At 65.4% G+C, this 26,398-nt stretch carries 26 protein-coding genes and 1 tRNA gene; 14 read left to right on the forward strand and 13 right to left on the reverse strand.

Annotated elements, in window-relative coordinates; all coding sequences use genetic code 11:
- Positions 1-75: 75 nt before the first annotated feature.
- Both msrA and D4Q52_RS11420 read right to left on the reverse strand, forming a co-directional pair.
- A complete protein-coding gene (msrA, locus tag D4Q52_RS11415) occupies positions 76-732 on the reverse strand; it encodes a peptide-methionine (S)-S-oxide reductase MsrA (protein ID WP_119856789.1) in 657 nt (218 codons plus the stop codon).
- A gap of 143 nt (positions 733-875) precedes the next feature.
- Positions 876-1,190, reverse strand: coding sequence for a hypothetical protein (locus D4Q52_RS11420; RefSeq protein ID WP_119856682.1), 315 nt, complete (start codon positions 1,188-1,190; stop codon positions 876-878).
- 371 nt (positions 1,191-1,561) lie between these two features.
- On the opposite strand from D4Q52_RS11420, the gene rpsT reads away from it, so the two are divergent.
- The 8 genes from rpsT to D4Q52_RS11460 all read left to right on the forward strand — a co-directional run bounded on the left by rpsT (position 1,562) and on the right by D4Q52_RS11460 (position 11,133).
- A complete protein-coding gene (gene rpsT, locus D4Q52_RS11425) occupies positions 1,562-1,828 on the forward strand; it encodes a 30S ribosomal protein S20 (protein ID WP_119856683.1) in 267 nt (88 codons plus the stop codon).
- 1,414 nt (positions 1,829-3,242) lie between these two features.
- Positions 3,243-4,667 carry a chromosomal replication initiator protein DnaA gene (dnaA, locus tag D4Q52_RS11430; RefSeq protein ID WP_119856684.1) on the forward strand — a complete coding sequence of 475 codons (1,425 nt, stop codon included), beginning with the start codon at positions 3,243-3,245 and terminating at the stop codon, positions 4,665-4,667.
- A gap of 255 nt (positions 4,668-4,922) precedes the next feature.
- Positions 4,923-6,041 (forward strand): DNA polymerase III subunit beta, encoded by a 1,119-nt coding sequence (gene dnaN / locus D4Q52_RS11435; RefSeq protein ID WP_119856685.1) that lies wholly within the window; start codon positions 4,923-4,925, stop codon positions 6,039-6,041.
- A gap of 96 nt (positions 6,042-6,137) precedes the next feature.
- Positions 6,138-6,425 (forward strand): GIY-YIG nuclease family protein, encoded by a 288-nt coding sequence (locus tag D4Q52_RS11440; RefSeq protein ID WP_119856686.1) that lies wholly within the window; start codon positions 6,138-6,140, stop codon positions 6,423-6,425.
- A 65-nt stretch (positions 6,426-6,490) separates the two neighbouring features.
- Entirely contained in the window at positions 6,491-7,630 is a 1,140-nt protein-coding gene (recF, locus tag D4Q52_RS11445; RefSeq protein ID WP_119856790.1) for a DNA replication/repair protein RecF, read from the forward strand.
- 226 nt (positions 7,631-7,856) lie between these two features.
- Positions 7,857-10,298 carry a DNA topoisomerase (ATP-hydrolyzing) subunit B gene (gene gyrB / locus D4Q52_RS11450; protein ID WP_119856687.1) on the forward strand — a complete coding sequence of 814 codons (2,442 nt, stop codon included), beginning with the start codon at positions 7,857-7,859 and terminating at the stop codon, positions 10,296-10,298.
- 112 nt (positions 10,299-10,410) lie between these two features.
- The gene (locus tag D4Q52_RS11455; RefSeq protein ID WP_119856688.1) at positions 10,411-10,653 is read left to right on the forward strand and encodes a hypothetical protein; all 243 of its coding nucleotides are present in this window, start codon (positions 10,411-10,413) and stop codon (positions 10,651-10,653) included.
- A gap of 9 nt (positions 10,654-10,662) precedes the next feature.
- Positions 10,663-11,133: a hypothetical protein gene (locus D4Q52_RS11460; protein ID WP_147407782.1), complete on the forward strand. Its 471-nt coding sequence runs from the start codon at positions 10,663-10,665 to the stop codon at positions 11,131-11,133.
- 7 nt (positions 11,134-11,140) lie between these two features.
- Here the strand turns inward: D4Q52_RS11460 and hppD are convergent, their stop codons facing one another.
- Positions 11,141-12,259, reverse strand: coding sequence for a 4-hydroxyphenylpyruvate dioxygenase (gene hppD, locus D4Q52_RS11465; protein WP_119856690.1), 1,119 nt, complete (start codon positions 12,257-12,259; stop codon positions 11,141-11,143).
- A gap of 119 nt (positions 12,260-12,378) precedes the next feature.
- Here hppD and D4Q52_RS11470 point away from each other — a divergent pair, with 119 nt between their 5' ends.
- Positions 12,379-12,858, forward strand: a complete 480-nt coding sequence (locus tag D4Q52_RS11470; protein WP_119856691.1) for an Lrp/AsnC family transcriptional regulator — start codon at positions 12,379-12,381, stop codon at positions 12,856-12,858.
- A 12-nt stretch (positions 12,859-12,870) separates the two neighbouring features.
- Here the strand turns inward: D4Q52_RS11470 and D4Q52_RS11475 are convergent, their stop codons facing one another.
- Positions 12,871-13,563 (reverse strand): TetR/AcrR family transcriptional regulator, encoded by a 693-nt coding sequence (locus D4Q52_RS11475; protein ID WP_119856692.1) that lies wholly within the window; start codon positions 13,561-13,563, stop codon positions 12,871-12,873.
- 181 nt (positions 13,564-13,744) lie between these two features.
- Here D4Q52_RS11475 and D4Q52_RS11480 point away from each other — a divergent pair, with 181 nt between their 5' ends.
- From D4Q52_RS11480 to D4Q52_RS26900, 5 genes are all read left to right on the forward strand, one after another.
- Positions 13,745-14,971 carry an ABC transporter substrate-binding protein gene (locus D4Q52_RS11480; protein ID WP_119856693.1) on the forward strand — a complete coding sequence of 409 codons (1,227 nt, stop codon included), beginning with the start codon at positions 13,745-13,747 and terminating at the stop codon, positions 14,969-14,971.
- Between the two features lie 162 nt (positions 14,972-15,133).
- Positions 15,134-15,793, forward strand: coding sequence for an aldehyde dehydrogenase iron-sulfur subunit PaoA (gene paoA, locus D4Q52_RS11485; protein WP_119856694.1), 660 nt, complete (start codon positions 15,134-15,136; stop codon positions 15,791-15,793).
- A complete protein-coding gene (locus D4Q52_RS11490; protein ID WP_119856695.1) occupies positions 15,790-16,740 on the forward strand; it encodes an FAD binding domain-containing protein in 951 nt (316 codons plus the stop codon). Before paoA ends, D4Q52_RS11490 begins: the two co-directional genes overlap by 4 nt.
- A gap of 4 nt (positions 16,741-16,744) precedes the next feature.
- On the forward strand, positions 16,745-19,006 hold the full coding sequence (paoC, locus tag D4Q52_RS11495) for an aldehyde oxidoreductase molybdenum-binding subunit PaoC (protein WP_119856696.1): 2,262 nt from the start codon (positions 16,745-16,747) through the stop codon (positions 19,004-19,006).
- Between the two features lie 26 nt (positions 19,007-19,032).
- Positions 19,033-19,158 carry a hypothetical protein gene (locus tag D4Q52_RS26900; RefSeq protein WP_283805663.1) on the forward strand — a complete coding sequence of 42 codons (126 nt, stop codon included), beginning with the start codon at positions 19,033-19,035 and terminating at the stop codon, positions 19,156-19,158.
- Here D4Q52_RS26900 and D4Q52_RS11500 read toward each other — a convergent pair.
- The 9 genes from D4Q52_RS11500 to D4Q52_RS11540 form a co-directional block, all read right to left on the reverse strand.
- A complete protein-coding gene (locus tag D4Q52_RS11500; protein ID WP_119856697.1) occupies positions 19,155-20,609 on the reverse strand; it encodes a sensor histidine kinase in 1,455 nt (484 codons plus the stop codon). The genes D4Q52_RS26900 and D4Q52_RS11500 overlap by 4 nt on opposite strands.
- A 1-nt stretch (position 20,610) precedes the next feature.
- Positions 20,611-20,889 carry a circadian clock KaiB family protein gene (locus tag D4Q52_RS11505; RefSeq protein WP_119856698.1) on the reverse strand — a complete coding sequence of 93 codons (279 nt, stop codon included), beginning with the start codon at positions 20,887-20,889 and terminating at the stop codon, positions 20,611-20,613.
- 9 nt (positions 20,890-20,898) lie between these two features.
- Positions 20,899-22,590: a circadian clock protein KaiC gene (kaiC, locus tag D4Q52_RS11510; RefSeq protein ID WP_119856699.1), complete on the reverse strand. Its 1,692-nt coding sequence runs from the start codon at positions 22,588-22,590 to the stop codon at positions 20,899-20,901.
- 319 nt (positions 22,591-22,909) lie between these two features.
- On the reverse strand, positions 22,910-23,419 hold the full coding sequence (locus D4Q52_RS11515; protein ID WP_119856700.1) for an Lrp/AsnC family transcriptional regulator: 510 nt from the start codon (positions 23,417-23,419) through the stop codon (positions 22,910-22,912).
- Between the two features lie 123 nt (positions 23,420-23,542).
- Complete coding sequence (locus D4Q52_RS11520; protein ID WP_119856701.1) at positions 23,543-23,767, reverse strand: hypothetical protein; 225 nt, start codon at positions 23,765-23,767, stop codon at positions 23,543-23,545.
- A 200-nt stretch (positions 23,768-23,967) separates the two neighbouring features.
- Positions 23,968-24,043 (reverse strand) — tRNA-Phe (locus tag D4Q52_RS11525).
- Between the two features lie 143 nt (positions 24,044-24,186).
- Complete coding sequence (gene yacG / locus D4Q52_RS11530; protein ID WP_119856702.1) at positions 24,187-24,375, reverse strand: DNA gyrase inhibitor YacG; 189 nt, start codon at positions 24,373-24,375, stop codon at positions 24,187-24,189.
- Positions 24,365-24,988: a Maf-like protein gene (locus D4Q52_RS11535; RefSeq protein ID WP_119856703.1), complete on the reverse strand. Its 624-nt coding sequence runs from the start codon at positions 24,986-24,988 to the stop codon at positions 24,365-24,367. Before D4Q52_RS11535 ends, yacG begins: the two co-directional genes overlap by 11 nt.
- Positions 24,989-25,089: 101 nt before the next feature.
- A complete protein-coding gene (locus D4Q52_RS11540) occupies positions 25,090-26,247 on the reverse strand; it encodes an AAA family ATPase (RefSeq protein ID WP_119856704.1) in 1,158 nt (385 codons plus the stop codon).
- Positions 26,248-26,398 lie beyond the last annotated feature (151 nt).

Below are 26,398 nucleotides of genomic sequence, written 5' to 3' on the forward strand. Positions count from 1 at the left end.
TCCTCTCCCGCGTGCGGGAGAGGGATGGGGTGAGGGCGCCCCAGGCAATGAGTCAGCAAGCGGATAGCAGTGCCATCAGGCGTGCACGCCCACGCCGACCGGGCAGGACACGCCGGTGCCGCCGAGGCCGCAATAGCCACCGGGGTTCTTGGCGAGATATTGCTGATGATAGTCCTCGGCGAAGTAGAATTCGCCGGCCGGCGCCAGTTCGGTGGTGATCGGGCCGAACCGCTTGGCGCCGAGCGCCTGCTGATACGCCTCGCGCGAAGCCCTGGCGGCGCGCGCCTGCTCGTCGCCGAAGGTGTAGATCGCCGAGCGATATTGCGAGCCGACGTCGTTGCCCTGACGCATGCCCTGGGTCGGATCGTGGCTCTCCCAGAACGTCTTCAGCAACGCTTCGTAAGAAATCTTGGCCGGATCGAACACCACCAGCACAGCCTCGGTGTGGCCGGTCCCGCCGGAACAGACCTCCTCATAGGTCGGGTTCGGCGTAAAGCCGCCCGCATAACCGACCGCGGTGGTGTAAACGCCGTCGCCGAGTTCCCAGAACTTGCGTTCGGCGCCCCAGAAGCAGCCGAGCCCGAACACCGCCTGCTGCAGCCCCTCGGGATAGGGCGGCTGGATCGGATGGCCGTTGACGAAATGGCTGCGCGCCGTGGGGATCGGCGTGGCGCGGCCCGGCAGCGCTTCGCTGGCGCTGGGCATCGTGGTCGACTTGCGCATGAAGAACATGGACACCTCCCGGCGCCGCGCAGTGATCGCGCCGAACGCCAATTGCTCAATGGAGCACCGGCCATTGGCTATCGCGGGGGCGACCGGTTCTCAACTAGACAGCAATATAGGTATCGTGGCGCCGATCGTCAGGTTTCGGACCGTCAGTCGCGGGCATAGCCGATCAGCGGCTTGCGCGGGCGGAACAGCAGCATCAGCAGCAAGCCGAAAATTCCCAGCACCGCGAAGGTAGGCTGCGCCAGCAGCAGCCGTACACCATCCCAGGCTGCCGGCGCCGACTGCTCGACCCATAGCCGGAAGGCGTGCTGGCTGGACTGGTGGACGTCGTTCCAGAACTCGCCGAGCCGGGTCAGCTGCAGCGTGCTGTCGGCGACCGAGCGCGCGCCATCATAGACCAGGAAGACGAACCCGCCGGTCAGCAGCAACAACCCGATCAATCGAAAGAACCCGCGGATCATCGTCCACCCCGATGGAATTCACCGCCCCCGCGCCGCATCTACCGGGCGGACACGCAAAACACAACCTCGCCAGCGCCTTATACAAGGCCTCCGGCGGTCAAATCCGGCGCGCCCGGCCGCCCCGGACGCAAAGCCGCAAAACCGCCAGCCGTGACCGTTGACGCTTGCAGGCGGTGGCTTTATAAGGCCCGCAATGGCGGTGGGGATCTCCCCGGCCGCCGATCGTCTTTGAAGCAGCACGACGTTTCGGTCGACGGGCTTCGGGGACAATCTTCAGGACATCCGGAACACACGGCGAGGCTCCGTTCAGCGGCGGCTCCGCCATCAGCCCGGCCCTCCGCAGCGGAGGCCGCTGCAGGATTTGAGAGAACATGGCCAATACGTCTTCCGCGAAGAAAGCGACTCGCAAGATTGCCCGGCGCACCGCGGTCAACAAGTCGCGCCGCACCCAGATGCGCGGCACCATCCGGACCGTCGAGGAAGCGATCGCCAGCGGCGACCGCGAGGCCGCGCTGAAGGCGATGGCGACTGCCGAGCCGGCGCTGATGCGCGCCGCCCAGCGCAACATCGTCCATCGCAACACCGCGAGCCGGAAGGTCTCGCGCCTCGCGCATCGGATCGCACAGCTCGGGAAGTAATTCCCTTACTCGAAACGTGACTCGAATGCCCGGCTTGGCCGGGCATTTTTTATGTCGCCAAGACCTTCAAGCGGCCATGGCTTTTGTGCCGTCATGAGGCGCCTCCTGTGTCTGGCGTAGTCACTGGTTTTATGCCCGGTTGAGCCGGGATTTTTTGTGCTCGGCCTCGCCGACGTCACCCGCATCGTGCCGGGCGAGAGAAGACGCGCACTGTCATCAATGCCTCTGCTGCAACCGACATGTCGGGCGCAGTGAAGGCTGCGCACTAATCATTTCGATCCGCGCTGTTCAGCGCGCGCGTACGTCATCGCGCCGATCGCGATGTCACTGCGGTTGCTCGTCGCAAATGCACCACGCGGTCATTGACAGCACGATAACAGCGCGCGTCACACAACCCGTGGGCTGTTACAGCAATGTCAGAAACCGCTGCGGCACAGCGGCAAGTTGAACCACACATGACCGCAAAGCAACACGCCGCCGGCGCTCCTCGGAACTTTACGCAGCGCAATATGCGTGTCGGCTACCCTGCTCCGGCGCTCACAAAAATGCACGACTCGCGAGAGACTTAAAGGCAAAGCGAAGAGGAGCACTTTGAAAACGCCACGGCCCGAGCGCCAAAGGTAAAGGATTCATGAAATTCTTTTGGCCGTGAGATCGATTTGTCACGCTCGTTCCGGGCGTCGAATCTATGCACAGATTCAAAATCTTGCTGCACGGCCTGTTAGTCGCATCGGATTTGCGCGACGCTCCTGCCGCCTTCCGCGCCACGACTGACGAATCAATTCCGTTGCGGCCTTCGGGAGGTCGTGTATTTCTTAGATCGCTCGCGGCGCCCACGGCTCTTCAGATCAGCGCGATTTGAGAACCAAGGGCGGGCATGCACATCGGCGGCGGTATGCGTGTTTGCGGCGTTTTTCAAATGACAGCCGGGTTGTCACTCATAGCAATATGAGACCGGCGAAGCTGTGCCTGACAGCGTGCGAGACGTTCGCTTGCGGACGTGTTGCATGAACGATGGCTGGCGACGTCGACGACCCCGCCGAAGGGAAAGCGCGCAGCGGCTTGGATGCAGATTTGACTCGACGACATCTTGCCGCGCGCAAGCGCGTCAGGAAGGGGGAGGTTTCATGAGCAACGGATTCACCGGTTCATTTCTCTACGCCGAGGGCTCGGCCTGTCATTGTCAAACCAACATCCCGACATTCACCAGTCGCTGTCGCGTTCGAACTCCGGGGTCTCCGTCGAGTCTGCGCTGACCTGAAGCAATCTCGTTCATCGGATCCGGCCTGACGTCGGCACGTTGCCGAATAGCTGAGCTGTGTCCCTACTTTGCTTCGCGACGCCGCGGCGCGGCGTGAGCCGTCATGCTTTCGCCCGCCGCGTCGACCATCACTCAATCTGAAAAGCTGCTGAAATGTCGAATATGGAACATGATCGCTGGTCTCGCGTCAAAGGCCGCCTGCGCACGAGCGTCGGCGAAGACGTGTATTCAAGCTGGTTCGCCCGCATGGACCTCGAGGCCATTCAGCAAGAGAGCGTGCACCTGTCGGTGCCGACGCGTTTCCTGAAGAGCTGGATCCAGACGCACTACTCCGACAAGGTGCTGACCTGCTGGCAGGCCGAAGTGCCGGAAGTGAACCGCATCGAAGTGACGGTGCGCTCGCCGATGCGCGCCGCGAGCCCGGCCGTCAAGGACGCGGCGCCGGCCGAGCACCGCCGCGACGAACAGCGTCCTGCGCCTGAACTACGCACGACCGCGGCAACCACGCCGGCCGCCTCCAATCACGACGCGCTCGGCGGTTCGCCGCTCGATCCGCGCCTGACGTTTTCCAGCTTCGTGGTCGGCCGCTCCAACACGCTGGCGCATGCCGCCGCCAAGCAGGTGGCCGAAGGCCGCCGCGGCGATCCGGTGATGTTCAATCCGCTGTACATCCATTCCGGCGTCGGCCTCGGCAAGACGCATCTGCTGCAGGCCGTGACCTGGGCCGGCAATGCCGGCACCGAGCGCAAGGTGCTGTATCTCACCGCCGAGAAATTCATGTACGGCTTCGTCGCCGCACTGAAGACGCAGACCTCGCTGGCCTTCAAGGAAGCGCTGCGCGGCATCGACGTGCTGGTGATCGACGATCTGCAATTCCTGCAGGGCAAGACCACGCAGGCGGAGTTCTGCCACACGCTGAACGCGCTGATCGACGCCGGCCGTCAGGTCGTGGTCGCAGCCGATCGTCCGCCGTCGGATCTGGAAAGCCTCGACGAGCGGGTGCGATCGCGGCTCGCCGGCGGCCTCGTCGTCGAGATGGCGACGCTCGGCGAAGATCTTCGCCTCGGTATCTTGAAGTCGCGGGTGGTCGCGGCGCGTGCGCATCACGCCAGCTTCGACGTGCCGCAGCCGGTGCTGGAATATCTGGCGCGCAGCATCACGCATAACGGCCGCGATCTGGAAGGCGCCATCAACCGCCTGCTGGCGCATTCCAAGCTCAACGCCCAGCCGGTGACGCTGGAGATGGCCGAACACGAAGTGCGCGACCTCATTCGCCCGTGCGAACCGAAGCGGATCAAGATCGAGGACATCCAGCGCGTCGTCGCGCGGCAGTACAATGTCAGCCGCTCCGACCTGCTGTCGTCGCGCCGCACCGCCAATGTGGTGCGCCCGCGCCAGGTCGCGATGTATCTGGCCAAGACGCTGACGCTGCGTTCGCTGCCGGAGATCGGCCGCCGCTTCGGTGGCCGTGACCACACCACCGTGCTGCACGCCGTGCGCAAGATCGAAGGACTGGTCTCCAAGGACACCACGCTGTCCGACGAGGTGGAGTCGCTGAAGCGCCAGCTGCAGGAATAGGCAGCACCAACCCGCCCTGCGGGCCGCCGCGACAGGCCGGCCGCCGCAGGCGGAAAATCGGGGAAAATTCCGACGCCTGCCGCCGTCGCACCCTTGCGTCGGCCGGGCTAACACGCCACCTTGCGGTCCCCCTGCGGGATCGGGCGACATCCCGCAGGGTTCTCGTGCCGTGGCGCCGTTTCCGGCTGCCCGGCTCCTCCATACCTCCGGGGACTCCATCGCGACGATGCGGGTACGGATCAGGCGGGTTGTGTCATGAAGGTCACGGTCGAACGCGCGCAATTGTTGAAGTCGCTGGGGCACGTTCACCGCGTGGTCGAGCGCCGCAACACCATTCCGATTCTCGGCAACGTGCTGGTGCGCGCCGAAAGCAACCAGCTCGCCCTCAAGGCGACCGACCTCGACCTCGAAATCACCGAGACGCTGCCGGCCGAAACCGCCACCGCGGGCTCGACCACCGTGCCGGCGCACATGTTCTACGACATCGTCCGCAAGCTGCCGGACGGTTCGCAGATCGTGCTGGAGACCGACGGCGACCGGTCGGTGCTGGCGATCCGCGCCGGCCGTTCGCGCTTCACGCTGCAGACCCTGCCGGAGAGCGACTTCCCGGATCTTGCCGCTGGCGAGATGAGCCACTCGTTTGCGGTGCCCGCCTCCGACGTCAAGCGACTGATCGATCGCACCCAGTTCGCGATCTCGACCGAGGAAACCCGCTACTACCTGAACGGCATCTATCTGCACACTGCCGGCTCGGACAAGGACGCCAAGCTGCGCGCGGTCGCGACCGATGGCCATCGCCTCGCTCAGATCGATCTGGCGCAGCCCGCGGGCGCTGCCGGCATGCCCGGCGTGATCGTGCCGCGCAAGACGGTCGGTGAAGTGCAGCGACTGATCGAAGATAACGACGCCGAGATCCGCCTCGAACTCTCCGCCGGCAAGATCCGCTTCACCATTGGCAATGTCGTGCTGACTTCGAAGCTGATCGACGGCACCTTCCCGGACTACGGCCGGGTCATTCCGCAGAACAACGACAAGGAACTGATCGTCGACAAGAAGGATTTCGAGCAGGCTGTCGATCGCGTCTCGACAATTTCCAGCGAACGCGGCCGTGCCGTGAAGCTGGCGCTGTCGGCTGGTCGCCTGGTGCTGTCGGTGACCAATCCGGATTCCGGCAGTGCGACCGAAGAGCTCGAAGTCGAGTACGCCTCCGACCCGCTGGATATCGGCTTCAACTCCCGCTATCTGCTCGACATCGCCGCCCAGATCGAAGGCGAAGTCGCCGTCCTGCGCCTCGCCGACCCCGGCTCGCCAACGCTGATCCAGGACCGCGACGCCAAGACCGCGCTGTACGTGCTGATGCCGATGCGGGTGTGATACGAGCCACTTCAACAGCACCATCGTCATCGCCCGGCTTGACCGCCGACAAAGATCGTCATTGCCGGGCTTGACCCGGCAATCCATCCTCTTCGGATGACCTACTGGGTATACATCCTCGCCAGTCACCCAGGTGGAACGCTGTATGTCGGCGTGACCAACGACCTCGTGCGACGCATCTATGAGCATCGCGAGGGGCTCGCGGAAAGCTTCACCAAGCGCTATCACATCAAAACTCTGGTCTACTTCGAAGCACACGACACGATCGCTGTCGCTCTCCAGCGCGAGAAAAACATCAAGCACTGGTCACGCGAGTGGAAGATCGATCTCATCGTCGCCGGCAATCCGGAGTGGCGAGATCTCTATGACGAAATTGTCCGCTGACGCGGACGATGGATTGCCGGGTCAAGCCCGGCAATGACAGCTTCGGAACACGAACGTCCCTGCCGATGACCGCCTCCCGCATCACCCGCCTGTCGCTGACGCATTTCCGCAGTTATCGGGCGGCGGCGATGACGACGGCGGCTGAGCGGGTGGTGTTGGTGGGGGCGAATGGCGCCGGCAAGACCAATTGCCTCGAGGCAATCTCGTTTCTGTCGCCGGGGCGCGGGTTGCGGCGGGCGACGCTCGACGATGTCGCCGCCAATGAGGGCGACGGCTCGTGGGCGGTGTCGGCCGAGGTCGAGGGTGCGTTCGGGCTGGCGACGCTCGGCACCGGGATCGATCCGCCGCGCCCCGACGCGCCGATGACGCGGCGCTGCCGGATCGACCGCGAGCCGGTCGGCTCCGCCACCGCATTCGGCGACCATCTGCGCATGGTGTGGCTGACGCCGGCGATGGACGGGCTGTTCATGGGAGCGGCGTCGGAGCGGCGGCGGTTCTTCGATCGGCTGGTGCTGGCGATCGACAGCCAGCATTCCGGCCGCGTCTCGGCGCTCGACCGTAGCCTCAGGTCACGCAACCGCCTGCTTGAGGACTATCGCAACGCCGACTCGCATTGGCTCGACGCGATCGAGCGCGAGACCGCTGAACTCGCCGTCGCAGTCGCGGCGATGCGCGGCCAGACCGCGATGCGGCTTGCCGCCATGCTCGACGCCCGCGGCGCGGCCTCGGCATTCCCGTCGGCCAGGATCATGCTCGACGGCTGGATGGAGAACGCGCTGATCGCCGAGCCTGCCACTGCCGTGGAAGATCGCTACCGGGGGGTGTTGCGCGACAGCCGGCCACGCGATGCCGCCGCCGGCCGCACGCTCGACGGCCCGCATCTCACCGATCTCGAGGTCGTCTATGCGCCGAAGGCGATGCCGGCGCGCGACGCGTCGACCGGCGAACAGAAGGCACTTCTGATCGGGCTGGTGCTGGCGCACGCGCAACTGGTCTCGGAAATGACGGGCATCACGCCGCTGCTGCTGCTCGACGAAGTGGTGGCGCATCTCGATCCGGCGCGCCGCGCTGCGCTTTTCGCCGAGCTCGCTCGGCTCGGCGCGCAGGTCTGGATGACCGGCGCCGACCCGGCGGCGTTCGCTGAAATTGGCCCCGGCGCGGAGATTTTCACCGTCGAATCCGGCCGTATCACGCCGCAAAAATGAGCCCAAGCGGAGCTGTTTCGCACATCGAAACCGCAGCTTCGGCGGCTGCCGCCAGCAGCCGCCGAATCGGCCGTTTCGCGGCTTGCGAATCGAAGAAAAAATCCTACATCTTCAATTACTTGCCACACGCGACTTAGGGCTAGGCGCGCCCCGTCTTTCGTGGCACAAAGAACGTCTCATCGCGCCGTCGCACGCCGATTCGATTTCACCCTTCAAAGGTTGTTGCATGACTGAACCCGCCCGGCAGCCGATCGCCGAAACCCCGCCGCCCGTGCCCGCCGAGTACGGCGCGGAATCGATCCGGGTGCTGAAGGGGCTCGACGCCGTGCGCAAGCGGCCCGGCATGTATATCGGCGACACCGACGACGGCTCCGGCCTGCACCACATGGTGTACGAAGTCGTCGACAACGCCATCGACGAGGCGCTGGCCGGCCACGCCAGCGCGGTCGAAGTCATCCTCAACGCCGACGGCTCGGTGACGGTGCGCGACGACGGCCGCGGCATCCCGGTCGACATCCACAAGGGCGAAGGCATCTCGGCGGCCGAGGTCATCATGACCCAGCTGCACGCTGGCGGAAAGTTCGACCAGAACTCCTACAAGGTCTCCGGCGGCCTCCATGGCGTCGGCGTCTCGGTAGTCAACGCACTGTCGAGCAGACTGATCCTGCGGGTCTGGCGCAATGGCAAGGAGCACGTCATCGAGTTCGCCCATGGCGACGCGGTGGCACCGCTCAGCGTGGTCGGCGATGCCAATGGGCGACGCGGCACCGAGGTGACGTTTTTCGCATCGCCGGAGACCTTCACTCACATCGAATATGACTTCGCCACGCTGGAGCACCGGCTGCGCGAGCTCGCCTTCCTCAATTCCGGCGTCAACATCCTGTTGTCCGACCTGCGCCATCCGGTCGAGAAGCGCGAGGAGATGCGCTACGAGGGCGGCGTCACCGAATTCGTCAAATATCTCGACCGCAACAAGAAGCCGATCGTCGAGATGCCGATCGTGGTGGGGGCCGAGCTCAACGGCATCTCGGTCGAGGCGGCGCTGTGGTGGAACGACACGTATCATGAGAACGTGTTGTGCTTCACCAACAACATCCCGCAGCGCGACGGTGGTACGCATCTGGCCGGCTTCCGCGCCGCGCTGACGCGGCAGCTCACCGGTTACGCCGACAACAACGCCAAGAAGGAAAAGGTCGCCCTGACCGGCGACGACTGCCGCGAAGGCCTCACCGCCGTCCTTTCGGTCAAGGTGCCGGACCCGAAGTTCTCCTCGCAGACCAAGGACAAGCTGGTGTCCTCGGAAGTGCGGCCGGTGGTCGAAAACGTGCTCAACGAGGCGCTCGCCGCCTGGTTCGAGGAGCATCCGTCTGAGGCCAAGACGATCGTCGGCAAGGTGATCGAAGCCGCTGCCGCCCGCGAAGCTGCGCGCAAAGCGCGCGAACTGACGCGGCGCAAGGGCGCGCTGGATATCGCCTCGCTGCCCGGCAAGCTGGCCGACTGCCAGGAACGCGATCCGTCGAAATCCGAACTGTTCATCGTCGAGGGTGACTCGGCCGGCGGCTCCGCCAAGCAGGGCCGCAACCGCGAATTTCAGGCCGTACTGCCGCTGCGCGGCAAGATCCTCAATGTCGAGCGCGCGCGCTTCGACAAGATGCTGTCGTCGGAGCAGATCGGCACGCTGATCACCGCGCTCGGCACCGGCATCGGCCGCGACGATTTCGACATCGCCAAGCTGCGCTATCACAAGATCATCCTGATGACCGACGCCGACGTCGACGGCGCGCATATCCGGACGCTGCTGCTGACCTTCTTCTTCCGGCAGATGCCGGCGCTGATCGAGGGCGGATTCCTCTACATCGCGCAGCCGCCGCTGTACAAAGTGACGCGCGGCAAGTCCGAGCAATATCTCAAGGACGAGCGCGCGCTCGAGGACTATCTGATCTCGACCGGGCTCGACGATTGCGCGTTCCGGCTCGCCAGCGGCGAGGAACGCGGCGGCCGCGACCTGCTGGCGCTGGTCGAAGATGCGCGTGCGATCCGCGGCACGCTGCATAATCTGCACAGCCGCTACAATCGCAGCGTGGTCGAGCAGGCGGCGATCGCCGGCGTGCTGAACCCGCGGATCACCAGCGACGTCGCGACCGCCACCGAGGCGGCCGCCTATATCGCGCGACGGCTCGACGTGCTGGCCGACGAGGTCGAGCGCGGCTGGACCGGCCGCTTCGTCGAAGGCGAAGGCTTCCACTTCGAGCGCACCGTGCGGGGCGTCAAAGACGTGGCGATAATCGACGACGCGCTGCTCGGCTCGGCCGACGCCCGCAAGCTCGACGAATACGCCGCCGTGCTGCAGGAGGTCTATCCGCGCCCCGGCGTGCTGCGCCGCAAGGACAGCGAGACCGCGATCCACGGCCCGGTCAGCCTGTTCGAGGCGGTCACCGACGCCGGCCGCAAGGGCATCGCGCTACAGCGCTACAAAGGCCTCGGCGAGATGAACCCGAGCCAGCTGTGGGAAACCACGCTCGACACCAACGCCCGCTCGCTGCTGCAGGTGAAGGTCCGCGAAGTCGACGAAGCCGACGACATCTTCACCAAGCTGATGGGCGACGTCGTCGAACCCCGCCGCGAGTTCATCCAGGAAAACTCGCTGAGCGCGACGGTGGACGTGTAGGCGAACGACCGACGCGTCCGAAGTACCGACAGGGCGAAATCAGCCGACATCTTCCGATCGGGTCGGGCATCGCTTATAATGCCCACTTGCCCGGTTGTCCGGAGATCCGAGCATGGTCGATATCACGGTGCATCTCGACGACGAGCTGTTTGATAAGGCGGCGCGTGTCGCTCGTCTCGACAGCGTCAGCGTCCAGCAATTGGTCGAGACCGCGGTCAAACGGCATCTCGACTACGTCGAAACCCTCAACGACGTTGCCAGGACGGCGCCGCTAACGCTGACCGATTACGACCTCGTGCGCGACCCTGACGAGGGCGATGCGGAGTTCGCGGCGAGACGCTCGCTGTTCGAGTGAGCTCCTCCGATGGCTTCGCCGTTTCGTCGTGGCGATATGGTGTGGAGCTACTTCCCGTTCGCCGAAGCGCCTGACATTCCCGCGGCGGTTCGCCATGCGGGCGTCATCGTGGGCGTGTTCACGCCGAACGAAGCTGCACGCCTGGCAGGGCGGCACCTGCCGGCATATGGCGCGGCGGTCGCCGTCTACACATCATCTCAAGTCCAGAAGTTCGGCGACCAGCTGCCGATCGGCGTCATCCGTGTTGATTTGGACCGCGCCCGCCAGAACAACAACGCGAAGGCGTTCTTCATCGACACGCGTGTTCGCGCCTACCTGCCGCTGCACAAGGCATTCTTCCCGGACATTGATGCGCCAAATCACGGCGTCATCGCATCGATCGATGCCGGACTGTTCAAACGCGTGGTGGAGCAATTCGCCCGCGTCAACGCACGGGCGCCGGAGCAGATCGTCACGCTCGGCCCGCTCCGGCCGCGCTGAGCAGGCGCTACGCCGCCTCTCCGGCCTTCAACACGCCGCGGCGGATCTGGTCTTCTTCGATCGACTCGAACAGCGCCTTGAAGTTGCCTTCGCCGAAGCCGTCGTCGCCCTTGCGCTGGATGAATTCGAAGAAGATCGGACCGATCGCGTTGGCCGAGAAGATCTGCAGCAGCACCTTGGTCTGGCCGCCGTCGACCACGCCCTCGCCGTCGATCAGGATTCCGCCACGCTGCAGCCGGGCGACGTCCTCGCCGTGCTTCGGCAGCCGCGCGTCGATCTTCTCGAAGTAAGTCTCGGGCGGCGACGGCATGAACGGCAGGCCGGCGCTGCGCAGGCCTTCGACGGTGCTGTAGATGTCGCGGCAGCCGCAGGCGATGTGCTGGATGCCCTCGCCGCGATACAGATTGAGATATTCTTCGATCTGGCCGGAGTCGCCGGCGTCCTCGTTGATCGGGATCCGGATCTTGCCGTCCGGGCTGGTCAGCGCGCGCGAGAATAGGCCGGAGGCGCGGCCCTCGATGTCGAAGAACCGGATCTGCCGGAAGTTGAACAGTTTGGCGTAGAAGCCGGTCCACACATCCATGCGGCCGCGATGCACGTTGTGGGTCAAGTGATCGATGTAATAGAGCCCGGCACCGGACGGCCGCACATCGCGAGCCCCGATCCACTCGAACTCGGCGTCATAGGCCGAGCCCTTGGCGCCGTAACGATCGACGAAATACAACAGGCTGCCGCCGATGCCCTTGATGGCCGGGACGTCGAGCGTCTTCTGTGCGGCCGTGCTATCGGCCGGCTCGGCGCCGAGCGCGAGTGCGCGCTCATAGGCCTTTTGCCCATCGACGACACGAAACGCCATCGATGGCGCGCACGGGCCGTGCGCCGCCACAAAGTCGGTGCCGTGCGTGCCGGGCTGCTCGTTGACCAGATAGTTGACGTCGCCCTGGCGATAGACCGAGATCGTCTTGCTGCGATGCCTGGCGACCAGGCTGAAGCCCATCAGCTTGAACAGAGCGTGGAGCTGCGCAGGGTCGGGATGGGCGAACTCGACGAACTCGAAGCCATCGGTGCCCATCGGATTGTCGGCGCTGATCGTGGCCGGCTGCGCATCGTGCGGAAAGGGTCCCATCGGTCGCTCCTCCATGTTTGAGCCGGTATTATTATCGGGAGTGGGCGCAAGAGGCGTGCATATGGCCGCCGTCAGCGGTAGTTTGCGCACGATCCGTGCATCAAACAGGGATTTTGTGCATGATGTCCATCGACGCCTTCGATCTGAAGATCCTCAGCGCGCTGCAGGACGATGGCCGGCTGACCAATCAGGAGCTGGCCGACCGGGTGCAGCTGTCGCCGTCTCAATGCTCGCGGCGGCGGATGCGGCTGGAGCAGGACGCCGTCATCACCGGCTATCGGGCCGAACTTGCCGCTGACGCGCTCGGCTTCGGCGTGGTGGCTTTCATCCAGATCACGCTGGCGACGCATTCGCCCGGCAATGCCGACAAGTTTCGCGCTTTGGTCCGCCGTATCGACGAGGTGCAGGAGGCCTATTCGCTGACCGGTGATGCCGACTACGTCATCAAGGCCGTGCTACGCGACCTCAAGGGGCTGTCCGACCTCGTCAACAACGTGCTGATGCCGCACCCAAGCGTCGCGCATGTGCGCTCCTCGATCGTGCTCGACCGGCTCAAGGAAAGCTCGCGGCTACCGCTGAAGCAGCTCGCCGCGGGCTGAATTGCAGCTGCGCTATTTCACCGCCTGTTTGCCGCGCCGATACACCGCCTCGAGCCCCGCCGCCATGAAGGTGACGAAGCGCTCGCGCACCGCGGCGAAATCGTCCGACGAACACAGGCCTCCGGACAGCCGGTCGATCCGGCCGGTGCGCGACATGATCAGCGAGTAGGCGCCCGAGGTGAACTGGAAGCTCCAGAACAAATCCTCCGGCCGGGCGTCCGGCAGCGCCTTGTGCAGCAGCCCGATCATGCGCAGCACCACCGGATCGAGGTGGATGTCCATCTGCTCGACGCCGTAGCCCGGCGCGTTGTTGACCTGGGCGAAGATCCGGCCGAACGCCCGCCAGCCGGCCTCGTCGTCGATATGCACCTGAAAGGCGCCTTCGTAATAGGCGCGCAGCACGCCCTCGATGGTCGGATGCTCGCCGACCTCGGCCTCATAGGCGTCGAGCGCCGCGGTGCGCGCCGCTACCGCGCCGGCCATACGGCGCTCGAACACGGCGTCGAACAGCGCCTGCTTGCCGTCGAAGTAATAATGGATCAGCGCCGGGTGGATCCCCATGCGGTCAGCGACGTCCTTGATGGTCACGCCGAAATAGCCGAGCTGCGCGAACAGCGCCTCGCTGGTGTCGAGGATGGTCTTGAGGGTCGCGGCGCGCTGCTCGGCGCGGCTGCGTCGTCCTTCGGTCTTCGGCGCTGCGGGCATTTGGTGGTCCTAAGGGCGGTCGCCACGACGATGCGGTCGGGCCCGGCCTGCGGTCAAGGCGATCTCGCAAGAATTTTCATTTAGTGCTAAATTAATGAACTTGACGCTCGGCTTTCGGCGGGAGAAGCTGTGGTCAAACAAAGACAGCCGGTCCCCACCGACCGGTCAGGGAGGACCGTCCATGTCGTTGCCGAGAACGACGGCTGCCGCCGTCGCGCTGCTGCTGGGTGCTGCGCTGATGCAGCCCGCGCTCGCCGAAAAGAAATACGATCCGGGCGCGACCGACACCGAGATCAAGGTCGGCCAGACCATGCCGATGAGCGGCCCTGCGTCGGCCTTCGGCAACATCGCCAAGGTCGAGGCCGCCTATATCCGGATGATCAACGAGCAGGGCGGCGTCAACGGCCGCAAGATCAACCTGATCCAATACGACGACGCCTATTCGCCGCCCAAGACCGTCGAGCAGGTCCGCAAACTCGTCGAAAGCGACGAGGTGCTCACCACCTTCCAGATCATCGGCACGCCGCCGAACGCCGCGGTGCAGAAGTATCTCAACGCCAAAAAGGTGCCGCAACTGCTCGCCGGCAGCGGCGCGACGCGCTTCACCGACCCGAAGAACTATCCGTGGACGATCAGCGCCAATCCGAGCTACCAGTCCGAAGCGCACATCTACGCCAGATACATCCTGGCCAATCACCCGAACGCCAAGATCGCCATCCTGTATCAGAACGACGACCTCGGCAAAGACTACGTCAAGGGCTTGAAGGAAGGGCTCGGCGCCAAGGCGGCCGGCATGATCGTGGCGGAGGCGTCCTACGAACTTTCCGACCCGACCGTCGACTCGCAGATGGTGACGCTGAAGGCCTCGGGCGCCGATTTGTTCTACAACATGTCGACGCCGAAATTCGCCGCGCAGTCGATCCGCAAGGCCGCCGAGCTCGGCTGGAAGCCGGTGCACATTCTTGAGGTCAACGCCACCGCGGTCGGCCAGGTGCTAATCCCTGCGGGCGCCGAGAACGCCAAGGACATCATCTCGGTCAACTACGGCAAGGATCCGCTCGATCCGCAATGGGCGAATGACGAAGGCATGAAGCGCTACAAGGCGTTCATGGCCAAATGGGCGCCGAACGAGGACGCCAACAGCGGCTACGCCACCTATGGCTATTCAACCGCTGCGATGCTGGTGCACATTCTGCAGCGCTGCGGCGACGAATTGACGCGTGCGAATATCATGAAGCAGGCGACCTCGATCACCAGCTACGTGCCGGATCTGGCGCTGCCCGGCATGTCGGTGACCACCACGGCGGATGACTGGCGCATCAACAAGCAGTTTCAGATGATGAAATTCGACGGTCAGCGCTGGGTCCTGTTCGGCGAGATCCTGACCGACGACTACAAGGCGGATTGATTGCCACGCGAAGGTCGGGCCTCCGCCACAGGCAAACGCCAAGGCGGAGGCTTAAGCCCGATGAGTTGATCGCGGCTCATCGTTTGATCCGGCCACGCTCGGAAACATCCGCGCTGAACGGCGTTCTGCACCGGCACGTTGTCTCCGACGAACGGACCGGTCATGGTGGAACTCAGCGACTTTGAACTCTCACGACGGAACCTGTTGCTGGGTTCTGCCGCGACCATTGCGCTCGGCGTAAAGCCCCGCGCCGCCGCCGCCCAAACATTGTCGGCACGCGCGGTGGCGCCCGCGACCGAACCTGCGCCGTCGACCGCCAAGGTGTCGTTCACCGTCAACGGCGCCGCGCGCGATCTCGAACTCGATACCCGCACCACGCTGCTCGACGCGCTGCGCGAGCATCTGCATCTCACCGGTTCGAAGAAAGGCTGCGATCAGGGCCAGTGCGGCGCCTGCACGGTGATCGTGGGCGGCCGCCGCATCGCCTCGTGCCTGTCGCTGGCGGTGATGCACGAGGGTGATGAGATCACCACCATCGAAGGCCTCGGCACGCCCGACAAGCTGCATCCGATGCAGGCCGCCTTCGTCAAGCACGACGGCTATCAGTGCGGCTATTGCACGCCGGGGCAGATCTGCTCGGCGGTCGCGGTGCTGGACGAAGTCAAGGCCGGCATCCCGAGCCATGTCACCGCCGATCTGATGGCCAAGCCCGAACTCACCAACGCCGAACTGCGCGAACGCATGAGCGGCAACATCTGCCGCTGCGGCGCCTATTCCAACATCGCCGAAGCGATCACCGAAGTCGCAGGGAGGCCGGCATGAAGCCGTTTACTTACGAACGCGCCAAGTCGCCGGCCGAAGCCGCCGCAGCCGCGGCGCGGACGCCCAACGCCAAATTCGTCGCCGGGGGCACCAATCTGCTCGACCTGATGAAATTGCAGATCGAAGCGCCGCAGCACCTGATCGACGTCAACAACATCGGTCTCGACAAGATCGAGGAAACCCCGGACGGCGGCCTGCGCGTCGGCGCGCTGGTCCGCAACACCGATCTCGCCGCCGATCAGCGCGTGCGCCGCGACTACGCGGTGCTGTCGCGGGCGCTGCTCGCCGGCGCCAACTGCCAGCTGCGCAACCAGGCCACCACCGCCGGCAATCTGCTGCAGCGGACGCGCTGTCCTTATTTCTACGACACCAACCAGCCGTGCAACAAGCGCAGCCCCGGCAGCGGCTGCGGTGCATTGCAGGGTTACAATCGGCAACTCGCCGTCGTCGGCGCCAGCGACGCCTGCATCGCGACGCATCCGAGCGACATGGCAGTGGCGATGCGCGTGCTCGACGCGACGGTCGAAACCGTGAGCGGCGACGGCGCGACTCGCAGCATTCCGATCGCAGACTTTCATCGCCTGCCCGGCGACCGGCCGCAGGACGACACCACGCTGCGCGCCGCCGAACTGATCACGGCGGTGACGTTGCCGAAGCCGGCCGGCGGCACGCATCTGTATCGCAAGGTGCGCGACCGCGCGTCGTTCGCCTTCGCGCTGATTTCCGTTGCGGCGATCGTACAGCGCGACGGCAGCGGCCGCGTCGCGCTCGGCGGTGTCGCCCACAAGCCGTGGCGGAATGAGGCCGCCGAGGCCGAGATGCCGCGCGGCGCGCAGGCCGTCACGCGCAAGCTCCTCGCCGAGGCCCGCACCACCGAACAGAACGCCTTCAAGCTACCGCTGGTCGAGCGAACGCTCGGCTCCGTGCTGGCCGAAGCGAAAGGCTGATCCGATGAAATTCGACGCTCCCGCAACGACCAACCCGATCGACCGTCTCAAGGTGGTCGGCCAGCCGGTCGACCGCATCGATGGCCCGCTGAAGACCACCGGCACCGCGCGCTATGCCTATGAGCGCCACGACGTCGCACCGAATGCGGCTTACGGTTACATCGTCGGCGCCGGCATCTCCAAGGGCCGCATCGCCAGCATCGATCTGGCCGCCGCCAAGGCAGCGCCGGGCGTGTTGGCGATCGTGACCGCCGACAACGCCGGCAAGCTCGACAAGGGCGGCAAGAACACCGCCAAGCTGCTCGCCGGCCCCGAGGTGCAGCATTATCACCAGGCCGTCGCCGTGGTGGTCGCCGAGACGTTCGAACAGGCGCGCGCCGCGGCGCAACTGGTGCGGGTCAACTATCAGAGCGAGCGCGGCGCGTTCGATCTGGCGGCCGAGCGCGGCAATGCCAAGCCCGCCAAGGTGATGTCGGATCCCGGCGATTCCGCGGTCGGTGATTTCAACGCGGCGTTCGCGGCCGCGCCGGTGAAGCTCGACGAGACCTACAGCACCGCCGACGAATCCCACGCGATGATGGAGCCGCATGCCTCGACGGCGATGTGGGACGGCGACAAGCTGACGGTGTGGACGTCGAACCAGATGATCGCCTGGGGCGTCGGCGATCTCGCCAAGACGCTGGGCATCCCGAAGGAGAACGTGCGGCTGGTGTCGCCCTTCATCGGCGGCGGCTTCGGCGGCAAACTCTTCTTGCGGGCCGATGCCGTATTGGCGGCACTTGGCTCGAAAGCGGCAGGACGGCCGGTCAAGCTGACGATGCAGCGCGCGCTGGTGTTCAACAACACCACGCATCGCCCCGCCACGATCCAGCGCATTCGCATCGGCGCCGGTCGCGACGGCAAGATCACCGCGATCGGCCACGAGAGCTGGTCGGGCGATCTGCCCGACGGCAAGCCCGAAGGCGCGATCAGCCAGACCCGGCTGCTCTATGCGGGCGCCAACCGCATGACCGCGACGCGGCTCGCGGTGCTCGACCTGCCGGAGGGCAATGCGATGCGGGCGCCTGGGGAAGCGCCCGGCATGATGGCGCTGGAAATCGCCATGGACGAGATCGCCGAGAAGCTCAAGCTCGATCCGGTCGAATTCCGCATTCGCAACGACACGCAGACCGTTCCCGACGTCGCAGAAGCGGCGTCCGCCGATTCGCAGAACACCAAGGGCGACGCCAAGAGCACCACACCGAATCGACCGTTTTCTCAGCGGCAGCTGATCGAATGCATGCGCATCGGCGCCGAGAAATTCGGGTGGGACAAGCGCAATCCGCAGCCGGCCTCGGTGCGCGACGGCCGCTTTCTGGTCGGCATGGGTGTCGCGGCGGCGTTCCGCAACAATCAGCTGACCAAGTCGGCCGCGCGCGTCCGGCTCGAGCAGAATGGCACGCTGGTGGTTGAGACCGATATGACCGACATCGGCACCGGCAGCTACACCATCATCGGCCAGACCGCCGCCGAGATGATGGGCGTGCCGCTGCAGAAGGTGTCGGTGCGGCTCGGTGATTCGCGCTTTCCGGTTTCGGCAGGCTCCGGCGGCCAGTGGGGTGGTAATAACTCCACCGCAGGCGTCTACGCCGCCTGCGTCAAGCTGCGCGAAGCGATCGCCACCAAGCTCGGCTTCAATTCGGCCGAGGCTGAATTCGAGGACGGCGAGGTGCACGCCGGCAATCGCCGGGTCTCGCTTGCCGATGCCGTCCGCGACGGGGCACTCGAAGCCGAAGATGGCATCGAGTATGGCGATCTGCAAAAAAAGGCCCAGCAGTCGACCTTCGGCGCCCACTTCGTCGAGGTCGGCGTCGACGCCGCCACAGCGGAGATCCGTGTGCGGCGGATGCTCGCGGTGTGTGCCGCCGGGCGCATCCTCAACCCGAAGACGGCGCGCAGCCAGGTGATCGGCGCAATGACCATGGGCGTCGGGGCCGCGCTGATGGAGGAGTTGGTGGTCGACAAGAAGGTCGGCTTCTTCGTCAACCACGACCTCGCCGGCTACGAAGTCCCAGTGCATGCCGACATCCCGCATCAGGACATGATGTTCCTCGACGAGACCGATCCGATGTCGTCGCCGATGAAAGCCAAGGGCGTCGCCGAACTCGGCATCTGCGGCGTCGCTGCGGCCATCGCCAACGCGGTCTACAACGCCACCGGCGTCCGCGTGCGCGATTACCCGGTGACACTCGACAAGCTGATCGACAAGATGCCGCCGGTGGGGTGATCTTCAACTGATAACAAACCGCCGTCATGCCCGCGCTTGTCGCGGGCATCCACGCCTTGCTGACGAGTGACGAGAAAGGCGTGGATGGCCGGGACGAGCCCGGCCATGACGATCTCAATGGTCCGGGACTAATCGATCGCGAGAAGCGCTAACCCCGCGGCACGGAGATCCGGCACACTACTCCGCTCGGACGGAATTCCAGCTTTGCACCGCCGCTGCCGAGGCTGCGGGAGATCAGCGTCTGGCCGAAGCCGGACGTGGTCGGCGGTGTCACCAGCGGTCCGTCCTGCTCCTGCCATTCGATGCTGAGCGCATCGTTGTCGCTCGCTTCGAGACGCCGCACGGAGATCTTGCCGCCGGGCACCGACAGCGCACCGTACTTGACCGCGTTGGTGACCAGCTCATGGAATACCAACCCGAGCGACACGGCAATTTTGGCGTCCACCGCGATGTCGAGGCCTTCGGTGATAATCCGCCCGCTCGACAGCGACGCGAACGGCTCGAGCTCGGCCCCGAGGACATCCTTGATCTGCAGATTCTCCCAGGACGAGTTCGACAGCAGCGTATGCGTCGCGGCCAGCGCCTGCAGTCGGCCGGAGAACGATTTCTGAAAATCCTCGATGGTGCGCTCGTGCGCCGCGGTGCGGGCGCAGATCGCCAGCACCATCGCCAGCGTGTTCTTGACGCGATGATCGAGCTCGCCCATCAGCAGCGCCTGGCGGCGCTCGGCGGCCTTGCGATGCGACAGGTCGACCAGCGTGACGACGCAGCCCTGCATTCGCTCGCCCGACACCACCAGCGGCGCGGCGCTGATCATCACGTCGGTGATCGCCGCCGACGGCGCGCGCACGGCGGCTTCGAGGCCTTGCACCGGCATGCCGCTGATCGCCATGGTGACGATGTCGGCGCCGCTCATCAGTTCGGTGGCTTCCGCGAAGGTGAGGTCGATCGCCTCGCCGAAGGTGCGGCCGATCGGCGACGCTGCGCAGATCCGCATCGCGGCGCCGTTGAGGTGGGTAACGCGGCCGCCGCGATCGCACACGATCACCGCCTCGTTGGCGGACGCCAGAATCGCGCGGGCCAGCCGCTCCGACTCCCGCGCCGCGGCGGCCTCCTCACGCTCACTGATATCCGTGAAGGTGATCGCGGTACCGCGCACGACGCCGATATCCAGCGGAGCGCCGGTGAGCAGCAGGCTGCGGGCGCCGGCTTCGGCGCGCAAATTGATCTCGGCCGACTCGCGCCGCTGCACCGCTTGCGCCAGGAGACGGCGAAACTTCGCCTGGTTGACGGAGTCGAGCAGATCGATCAGCACCGGCCCGGTGAGCGAATCCGACGGCTGGCCGAGCAGCTTACACAGCGCGGCGTTGGCGTAGAGCAGCTGGCCCTCCGCGTCGAAGGCAGCGGCGCCGACGTCCATCGTCTCCATGAAGGTGCGATACGACTGGCTGCTGCCTTCGAGTGTGAACACCTGCTCGCTGTCGCCACCTGACACGACGACGGCGTCGATCTCGCCCTCGCGGATCGCCCGCAGGGTCGCTTCGGCCTCTTCGAGCCGCGCCTCGAGCTCGGCACGGCTGAGCTCGGCGGCGGACTCGGTCATGTCAGGAGCCTTCGACCGACAGATGCACCAGCACCTTCGGCGTGTCGGACAGATCGCCGATGATCTTGCGGATCGGCACCGGCAATTCCTTCACCAGGGTCGGGATCGCCACGATGCCGTGCTCGCGCGCCAACTGCGGATTCTTCTTCAGATCGATGACTTCGACCTTGTACTTGCCGGCGAGGTGCTCGGCGCAGATTTTCTCCAGATTGCGGATCGCAGCCAGCGATTTCGGCGTTTCGCCGGCGACATACAAAACGAGCTTGATCGGATCCGCCATCCCAACTTCCTACTTCCTGTCCGGCTCGGCGCCGCGCAGCCTGCGCGCCAGCGCCATCGCCTCGATGTCGATCTCGCTCTGCTTCAGATAGGCGTCCTCGGCGTCGGTCATCCGCTGCAATTCGGATTCGTCGGCGGCGAGTTCGGCCTGCAACGCCTCGATCTGCGCCTGCGCGCGGCGGCGGCGGTGCACGATCTGGTCCTGCATCCGCGCGACCTCGCTGCGGCGATCGGCTTCCGCCCGCCGGACCCGCGCTTCTTCGGCGCGGCGCGCGGACCCGGTCAGGGCGCCGCCGTCGCCGAGATACGGCTCGAGCAGCTGGATGCCGTTATTCGACATCACGAATTCGCGGACCTGGTTGGAGTGCGACGTGCCGCGCGCTTTCAGCAGATAGAGTTCGCGATTGAATTCGCCGTTCGACTCGCGATTAAGCAGCAGGATCCAGGCGTCCATCAGCGACGACAGCCCGGCGTCGGTCTCGGCGTCCTGGGCGTGCGCGATATGGGTGAACACCCCGGTGATGCCGTGCGACTTCAGATAGTCGACGATGCGCAGCAGCATCGCCTGCACTTCGCCGAGTTCGCCGGAGCCGAGAAACGCAGAGATCGGATCGAGCACGACCACGCTCGGCTGAAACCGCGCGATCTCGCGCAGCATCACAGCGAGATGCATTTCCAGGCTGTAGAAGGTCGGGCGCGCGGCGATGTAGCGCAGCTGTCCGCTGCCGATCCAGCGGCCGAGGTCGGTGCCGATCGACTTCATGTTGCGCACGGTCTGCGCTTGCGATTCCTCGAACGACAGGTACAGCGCCTTTTCGCCGCGGCGGCAGGCGGCGTCCGCCATCATGCCGGACAGCGAGCTCTTGCCCGATCCGGCCACGCCGGTGATCAGCACGCTGCTGCCGCGGTAGAAGCCGCCGCCGGCCATCATGTCGTCGAGATCGGCGACGCCGGTCGAGATCCGCTCGTCGTAGACCTTGTGGTTGAGGCCGAGCGACGACACCGGCAGCACGCTGAAGCCGTCCTCGTCGATCAGGAACGGGTATTCGTTGGTGCCGTGTGCGGTGCCTCGATACTTGACGATGCGCAGCCGGCGGGTCGAAATCTGGTTGTCGACGCGGTGGTCGAGCAGGATCACGCAGTCGGAGACGTATTCCTCCAGCCCCTGGCGGGTCAGCGTGCCGTCGCCGCGCTCGCCGGTGATGACGGCGGTCAGCCCCTTCTGCTTCAGCCAGTCGAACAGCCGGCGGATTTCGGCGCGCAGCACGGCCGGATTCTGAAACGCCGAGAACAGGCTCTCGATGGTGTCGAGCACGATGCGCTTGGCGCCGATCTGATCGACCGCGAACTCGAGCCGCAGAAACAGCGCTTCGAGATCGTAGTCGCCGACTTCGGCGACTTCGGTCGGATCGATCGCGATGTGCTCGATCAGAATGCGCTCCTGATCGATCAGCCCCTGCAGATCGAAACCGAGCGACTGCACGTTGTCGATGATGTCGACCGGCCGCTCCTCGAACGTGACGAACACGCCGGTCTCGCCGGAGTGACGTGCGCCGTTGATCAGGAAGGTCGACGCAAACAGCGTCTTGCCGCAGCCGGCAGAGCCGCAGACCAGACTCGGCCGTCCCGACGGCAAGCCGCCCAGCGTGAGATCGTCGAAACCTTCTATGCCAGTACGGGACTTGGCGATGCCTTCGGTCATTTGAACTCGGAATTGCGCCTCTTCCGAGTTTGTATTTGAACCGGAACCGGCTGCCTAGGGGGCGCTTGTGAAAATGAAATGCACGCTCCCAGGAACTTTCAACAATGGTCGAATTTTACCGACGCAGTCGGAGGAAGACGGCTTCGTCCGCACGTAAAATCACCAATATTGGATCAATTGATCTAATAGTCGTTCGATAAGCAGCTTGGATGGAGATAGTATTCACTTCCACCCCGCCAGGACGCATCGACCTGGTATTCCTACGCGACAAAAAGCCGACAATGGCGCTTTCGTTTTCGACCCGGTTGGCCGCCGTCGGCTAAGCGGCATTGAGGGGAGGCACCGGCAGCGCGGTGACCGATTTGATCTTCTCCATGGCGAACCGCGAAGTGACGTTCTTCAGCGCCACCGTACTGATCAGCCGCTTGTAGAACACGTCGTACGCCCGCATGTCCGCGACCACGACGCGCAGCATGTAGTCGACGTCGCCAGCCATCCGATAGAACTCGATGACTTCGGGCATCGCCGCGACGGCGTCGGCGAACGTCTTCAGCCATGCCTCCGAATGGTCGCCGCTTTCGATCGACACGAACACCGACAGGCCGAGCCCGATCTTGTCCTGATCGACCAGCGCGACCCGGCGGGTGATCACCCCATCGGCCTCCAGCCGTTGAATCCGCTTCCAGCACGGTGTCGACGACAGACCGACGCGGTCGCCGATCTCAGCCACCGATAGCGACGCATCCTGCTGCAGGACGGTCAGAATCTTGCGGTCAATCGCATCGAGACGACGACTGGTCTCGGCAACGGGAGCTTCAACATCAGACATGATAGAACATTCTTCCAAATTAAATGACACATTGCATCATACGTGGAAGAATTTTTCACGCAAGCAGATGTTCGCTCGCAGCGACCATGCGGCTGCGTTCGCCCTTGGACGCCCTCAGCCTGCTCATGCCACCCCGAGTTTGAGGCTGCGGCCCGGGCGGAGGCCCTCGAACAGGCGCAGGGCGGCCTTGTGAGCGTCGCCGGCCGAGCGGAAGTCCTGGCCCTCGAGCGCGGTGAAATCGTCGGTCGCAGCGTGGAAGCGAAAGCCGCGGCCGTCGCGAACGACGATGCCGGCGGCGCGCGAATGAATTTCGATGATGTAAGCGGTAGACGCGATGGCTTGGGACATGGCGGCGCCTGACTCGAAGCTGACGATTCGCGAAGCGCGATCGCCGGCCTGATAGCCGACGTCTGCGTCAGTCCAATGAATGGCGACGGTTTGAATGCGGGGACTTCCGCGCCTGAATGGTGAGGTCCATCATTGGGGCACCCTCACCCCGATCTGCTGCCGTAAGCGTCGGGACGCGATGGTCCTCAGGTCGCAGAGAATGGTGCCCAGGGGCGGGATCGAACCACCGACACTGCGATTTTCAGTCGCATGCTCTACCAACTGAGCTACCTGGGCGTTCCGCCCGGGCGATGCCGGGGGAGCGCCGGTTTATAGTCAGCCAATCCGGCGCTGTCCACCCGTCCGCAACATCCGCGTGACAGGAAAATCGGGGATTGTTGGGTGGCGCGACAAGGCGCAGCGGACCGAAATCCGCCGGCTCAATCGTCGTCGTCGTCCGCGGGCGCGGCTGGGATGGCATAGGAGCCGGACAGCCAGCGGTTGAGATCGACGTCGCGGCAACGCTCGCTGCAGAACGGGTGCGATTCCGGCGTCGCCGGCTTGCCGCAGATCGGGCAGCTTTTCGCCTTGGCCGGCCGAGTGGCCTTCGCGGGGGTCTCAGGAGGCATTGAGCCAGCCGTGACGGATCGGGAAGCCTTCGCCGCCGAGCAGGTTCACCGTCTCGTACAGCGGCAGCCCGACGATGTTGGTGTAGGAGCCGACGATCTTGACCACGAAGCTGCCGGCGATGCCCTGCACCGCATAACCGCCGGCCTTGCCGCGCCATTCGCCGGAGGCGACATAGCCGTCGATGTCCTCCTCGGACAGCCGCTTGAACCGCACCTTGCTCTCGACCAGCCGCTGCCGGAAACCGCCCTTCGGCGTGACCAGGCAGATCGCCGAATAGACCCGGTGGTTGCGGCCGCTGAGCAGCCGCAGGCACTGCGACGCCTCGTCGACCAGTTCGGCCTTGGGCAGGATGCGGCGGCCGACGGCGACGACTGTATCGGCGGTCAGCACGAAGGCACCGCGCAGATCGTCGTCGAGCTGCACCGACTTCAGCGCCGCCTCGGCCTTGGCGCGGGCCAGCCGCGTGGCACAGGCGCGCGGCAGCTCGCCCCTGGTGGGCGTCTCGTCGACATCGGCCGGCCTGAGCGCGTCGGGCTCGATGCCGGCCTGATTCAGCAGAGCGAGCCGGCGCGGCGAAGCGGACGCGAGAACGAGTTTGGGACGGCCGAGCATGCGGAACTTCGATTCGGGCGGGTGGCGGGAAGGAGCCGGAACCTATCGGAAGGCGAATGCGGGGACAACCGCCTGCGGCACAGATCCGCGAGCAAGAAGCCTCAGCGCGCCGGCCAGTTCCAGGACGGCAGCTCGTTGTCGCGCGCCACCGTCTCGCTCAGCTCCTTCTCGAGTACGATCTCGCGGCAATCGGCCTCGCGACTGAGCGCCGACACCAACCCCTCGGCGTGCGACACCACGACGATCTGCGAATGCGCCGACGCCGCGGCGATCAGCCGAGCGAGCGGGCGTAGCAGATCGGGATGCAGGCTGGCCTCCGGTTCGTTGAGGATCATCAGCTCGGGCGGCCGCGGCGAGCGCAGAGCCGCGACGAGCAGCAGATAGCGCAGCGTGCCGTCCGACAGCTCGGCCGCCTTCAGCGGCCGCAGCAAACCGTGCTGCTGCATCGCCAGTTCGAAATAGCCGTCCAGTTCGGAGACGATCAGCCGGGCGCGCGGGACCGCGTCGTCGATCGTGGCATCCAGCGCATCCGGGTCGCCGATCTCCAGAATGGTCTGGATCGCAGCCGCGAGATCGGCGCCGTCGCCGCCCAGAACCGGCGTGTGCGTGCCGATCTGCGGCCGCCGCGCCGGCGCGTCACGGTCGGTGCGCAGCTGATCGTAGAACCGCCAGCTGCGCATCCGGTCGCGCAGCAGCAGCAGTTCGAGCGCGTCGCGCGGATCGGCGCCGTGGGTCATCATGCTGTCGGAGGCGGCGAGCTGGCGATACACCTCGCGCCACTGCCCGCCGTCGTCGCGCACCCGGACCAGCGGTCCGCGCCGCTCCGCGAACGCATTGGCGCGACCGAGCAGTTCGCCGGTCCACACGCTCTCGACCTTGATCTCCGGATCGCGGCCGAACAGCGAGGTGGCGTCCGGCAGCGGCAGGCCGAGATCGATCGCATAGCCGTAATCGGGGCCGGCGAAGCCGAGCTTGAGGCCGACGCGCGTACTCCGCGTCGTGCCCTGCACCGGCTGCGCGCCGCGCTTCATCGCCCGCGATACATTCTCCGGTCCGGCCCACAGCGTCGACTGCAACCCGCCTTCGGCGGCGAGCGACTGCACCACCCGCCCCTGCGCAATCTCGGCCAGCAGCCGCAGCGCCCGATACAGACTCGACTTGCCGGTCCCATTCGCCCCGGTCACGACATTGAGCGACCCGAGCGACAGCCGCACGTCGCGCAGCGATCGATAGCCGGAAACGGCGAGGCGGGTGATCATGGGTTGGCCCGGGCGTGGAGGATGTGGATGGGATAGCAGATCAGGGCCGCGAGCCAAACGCGGGATGGTTGGAGATGGCCCGCCGACGCTCGGAGAGCTTCTCGCCACACACTCTGCACCTACAACAGGTCGTCCCCGCGAAGGCGGGGAC

Source organism: Rhodopseudomonas palustris (assembly GCF_003591005.1).
Classification (GTDB): Bacteria; Pseudomonadota; Alphaproteobacteria; order Rhizobiales; family Xanthobacteraceae; genus Rhodopseudomonas; species Rhodopseudomonas palustris_K.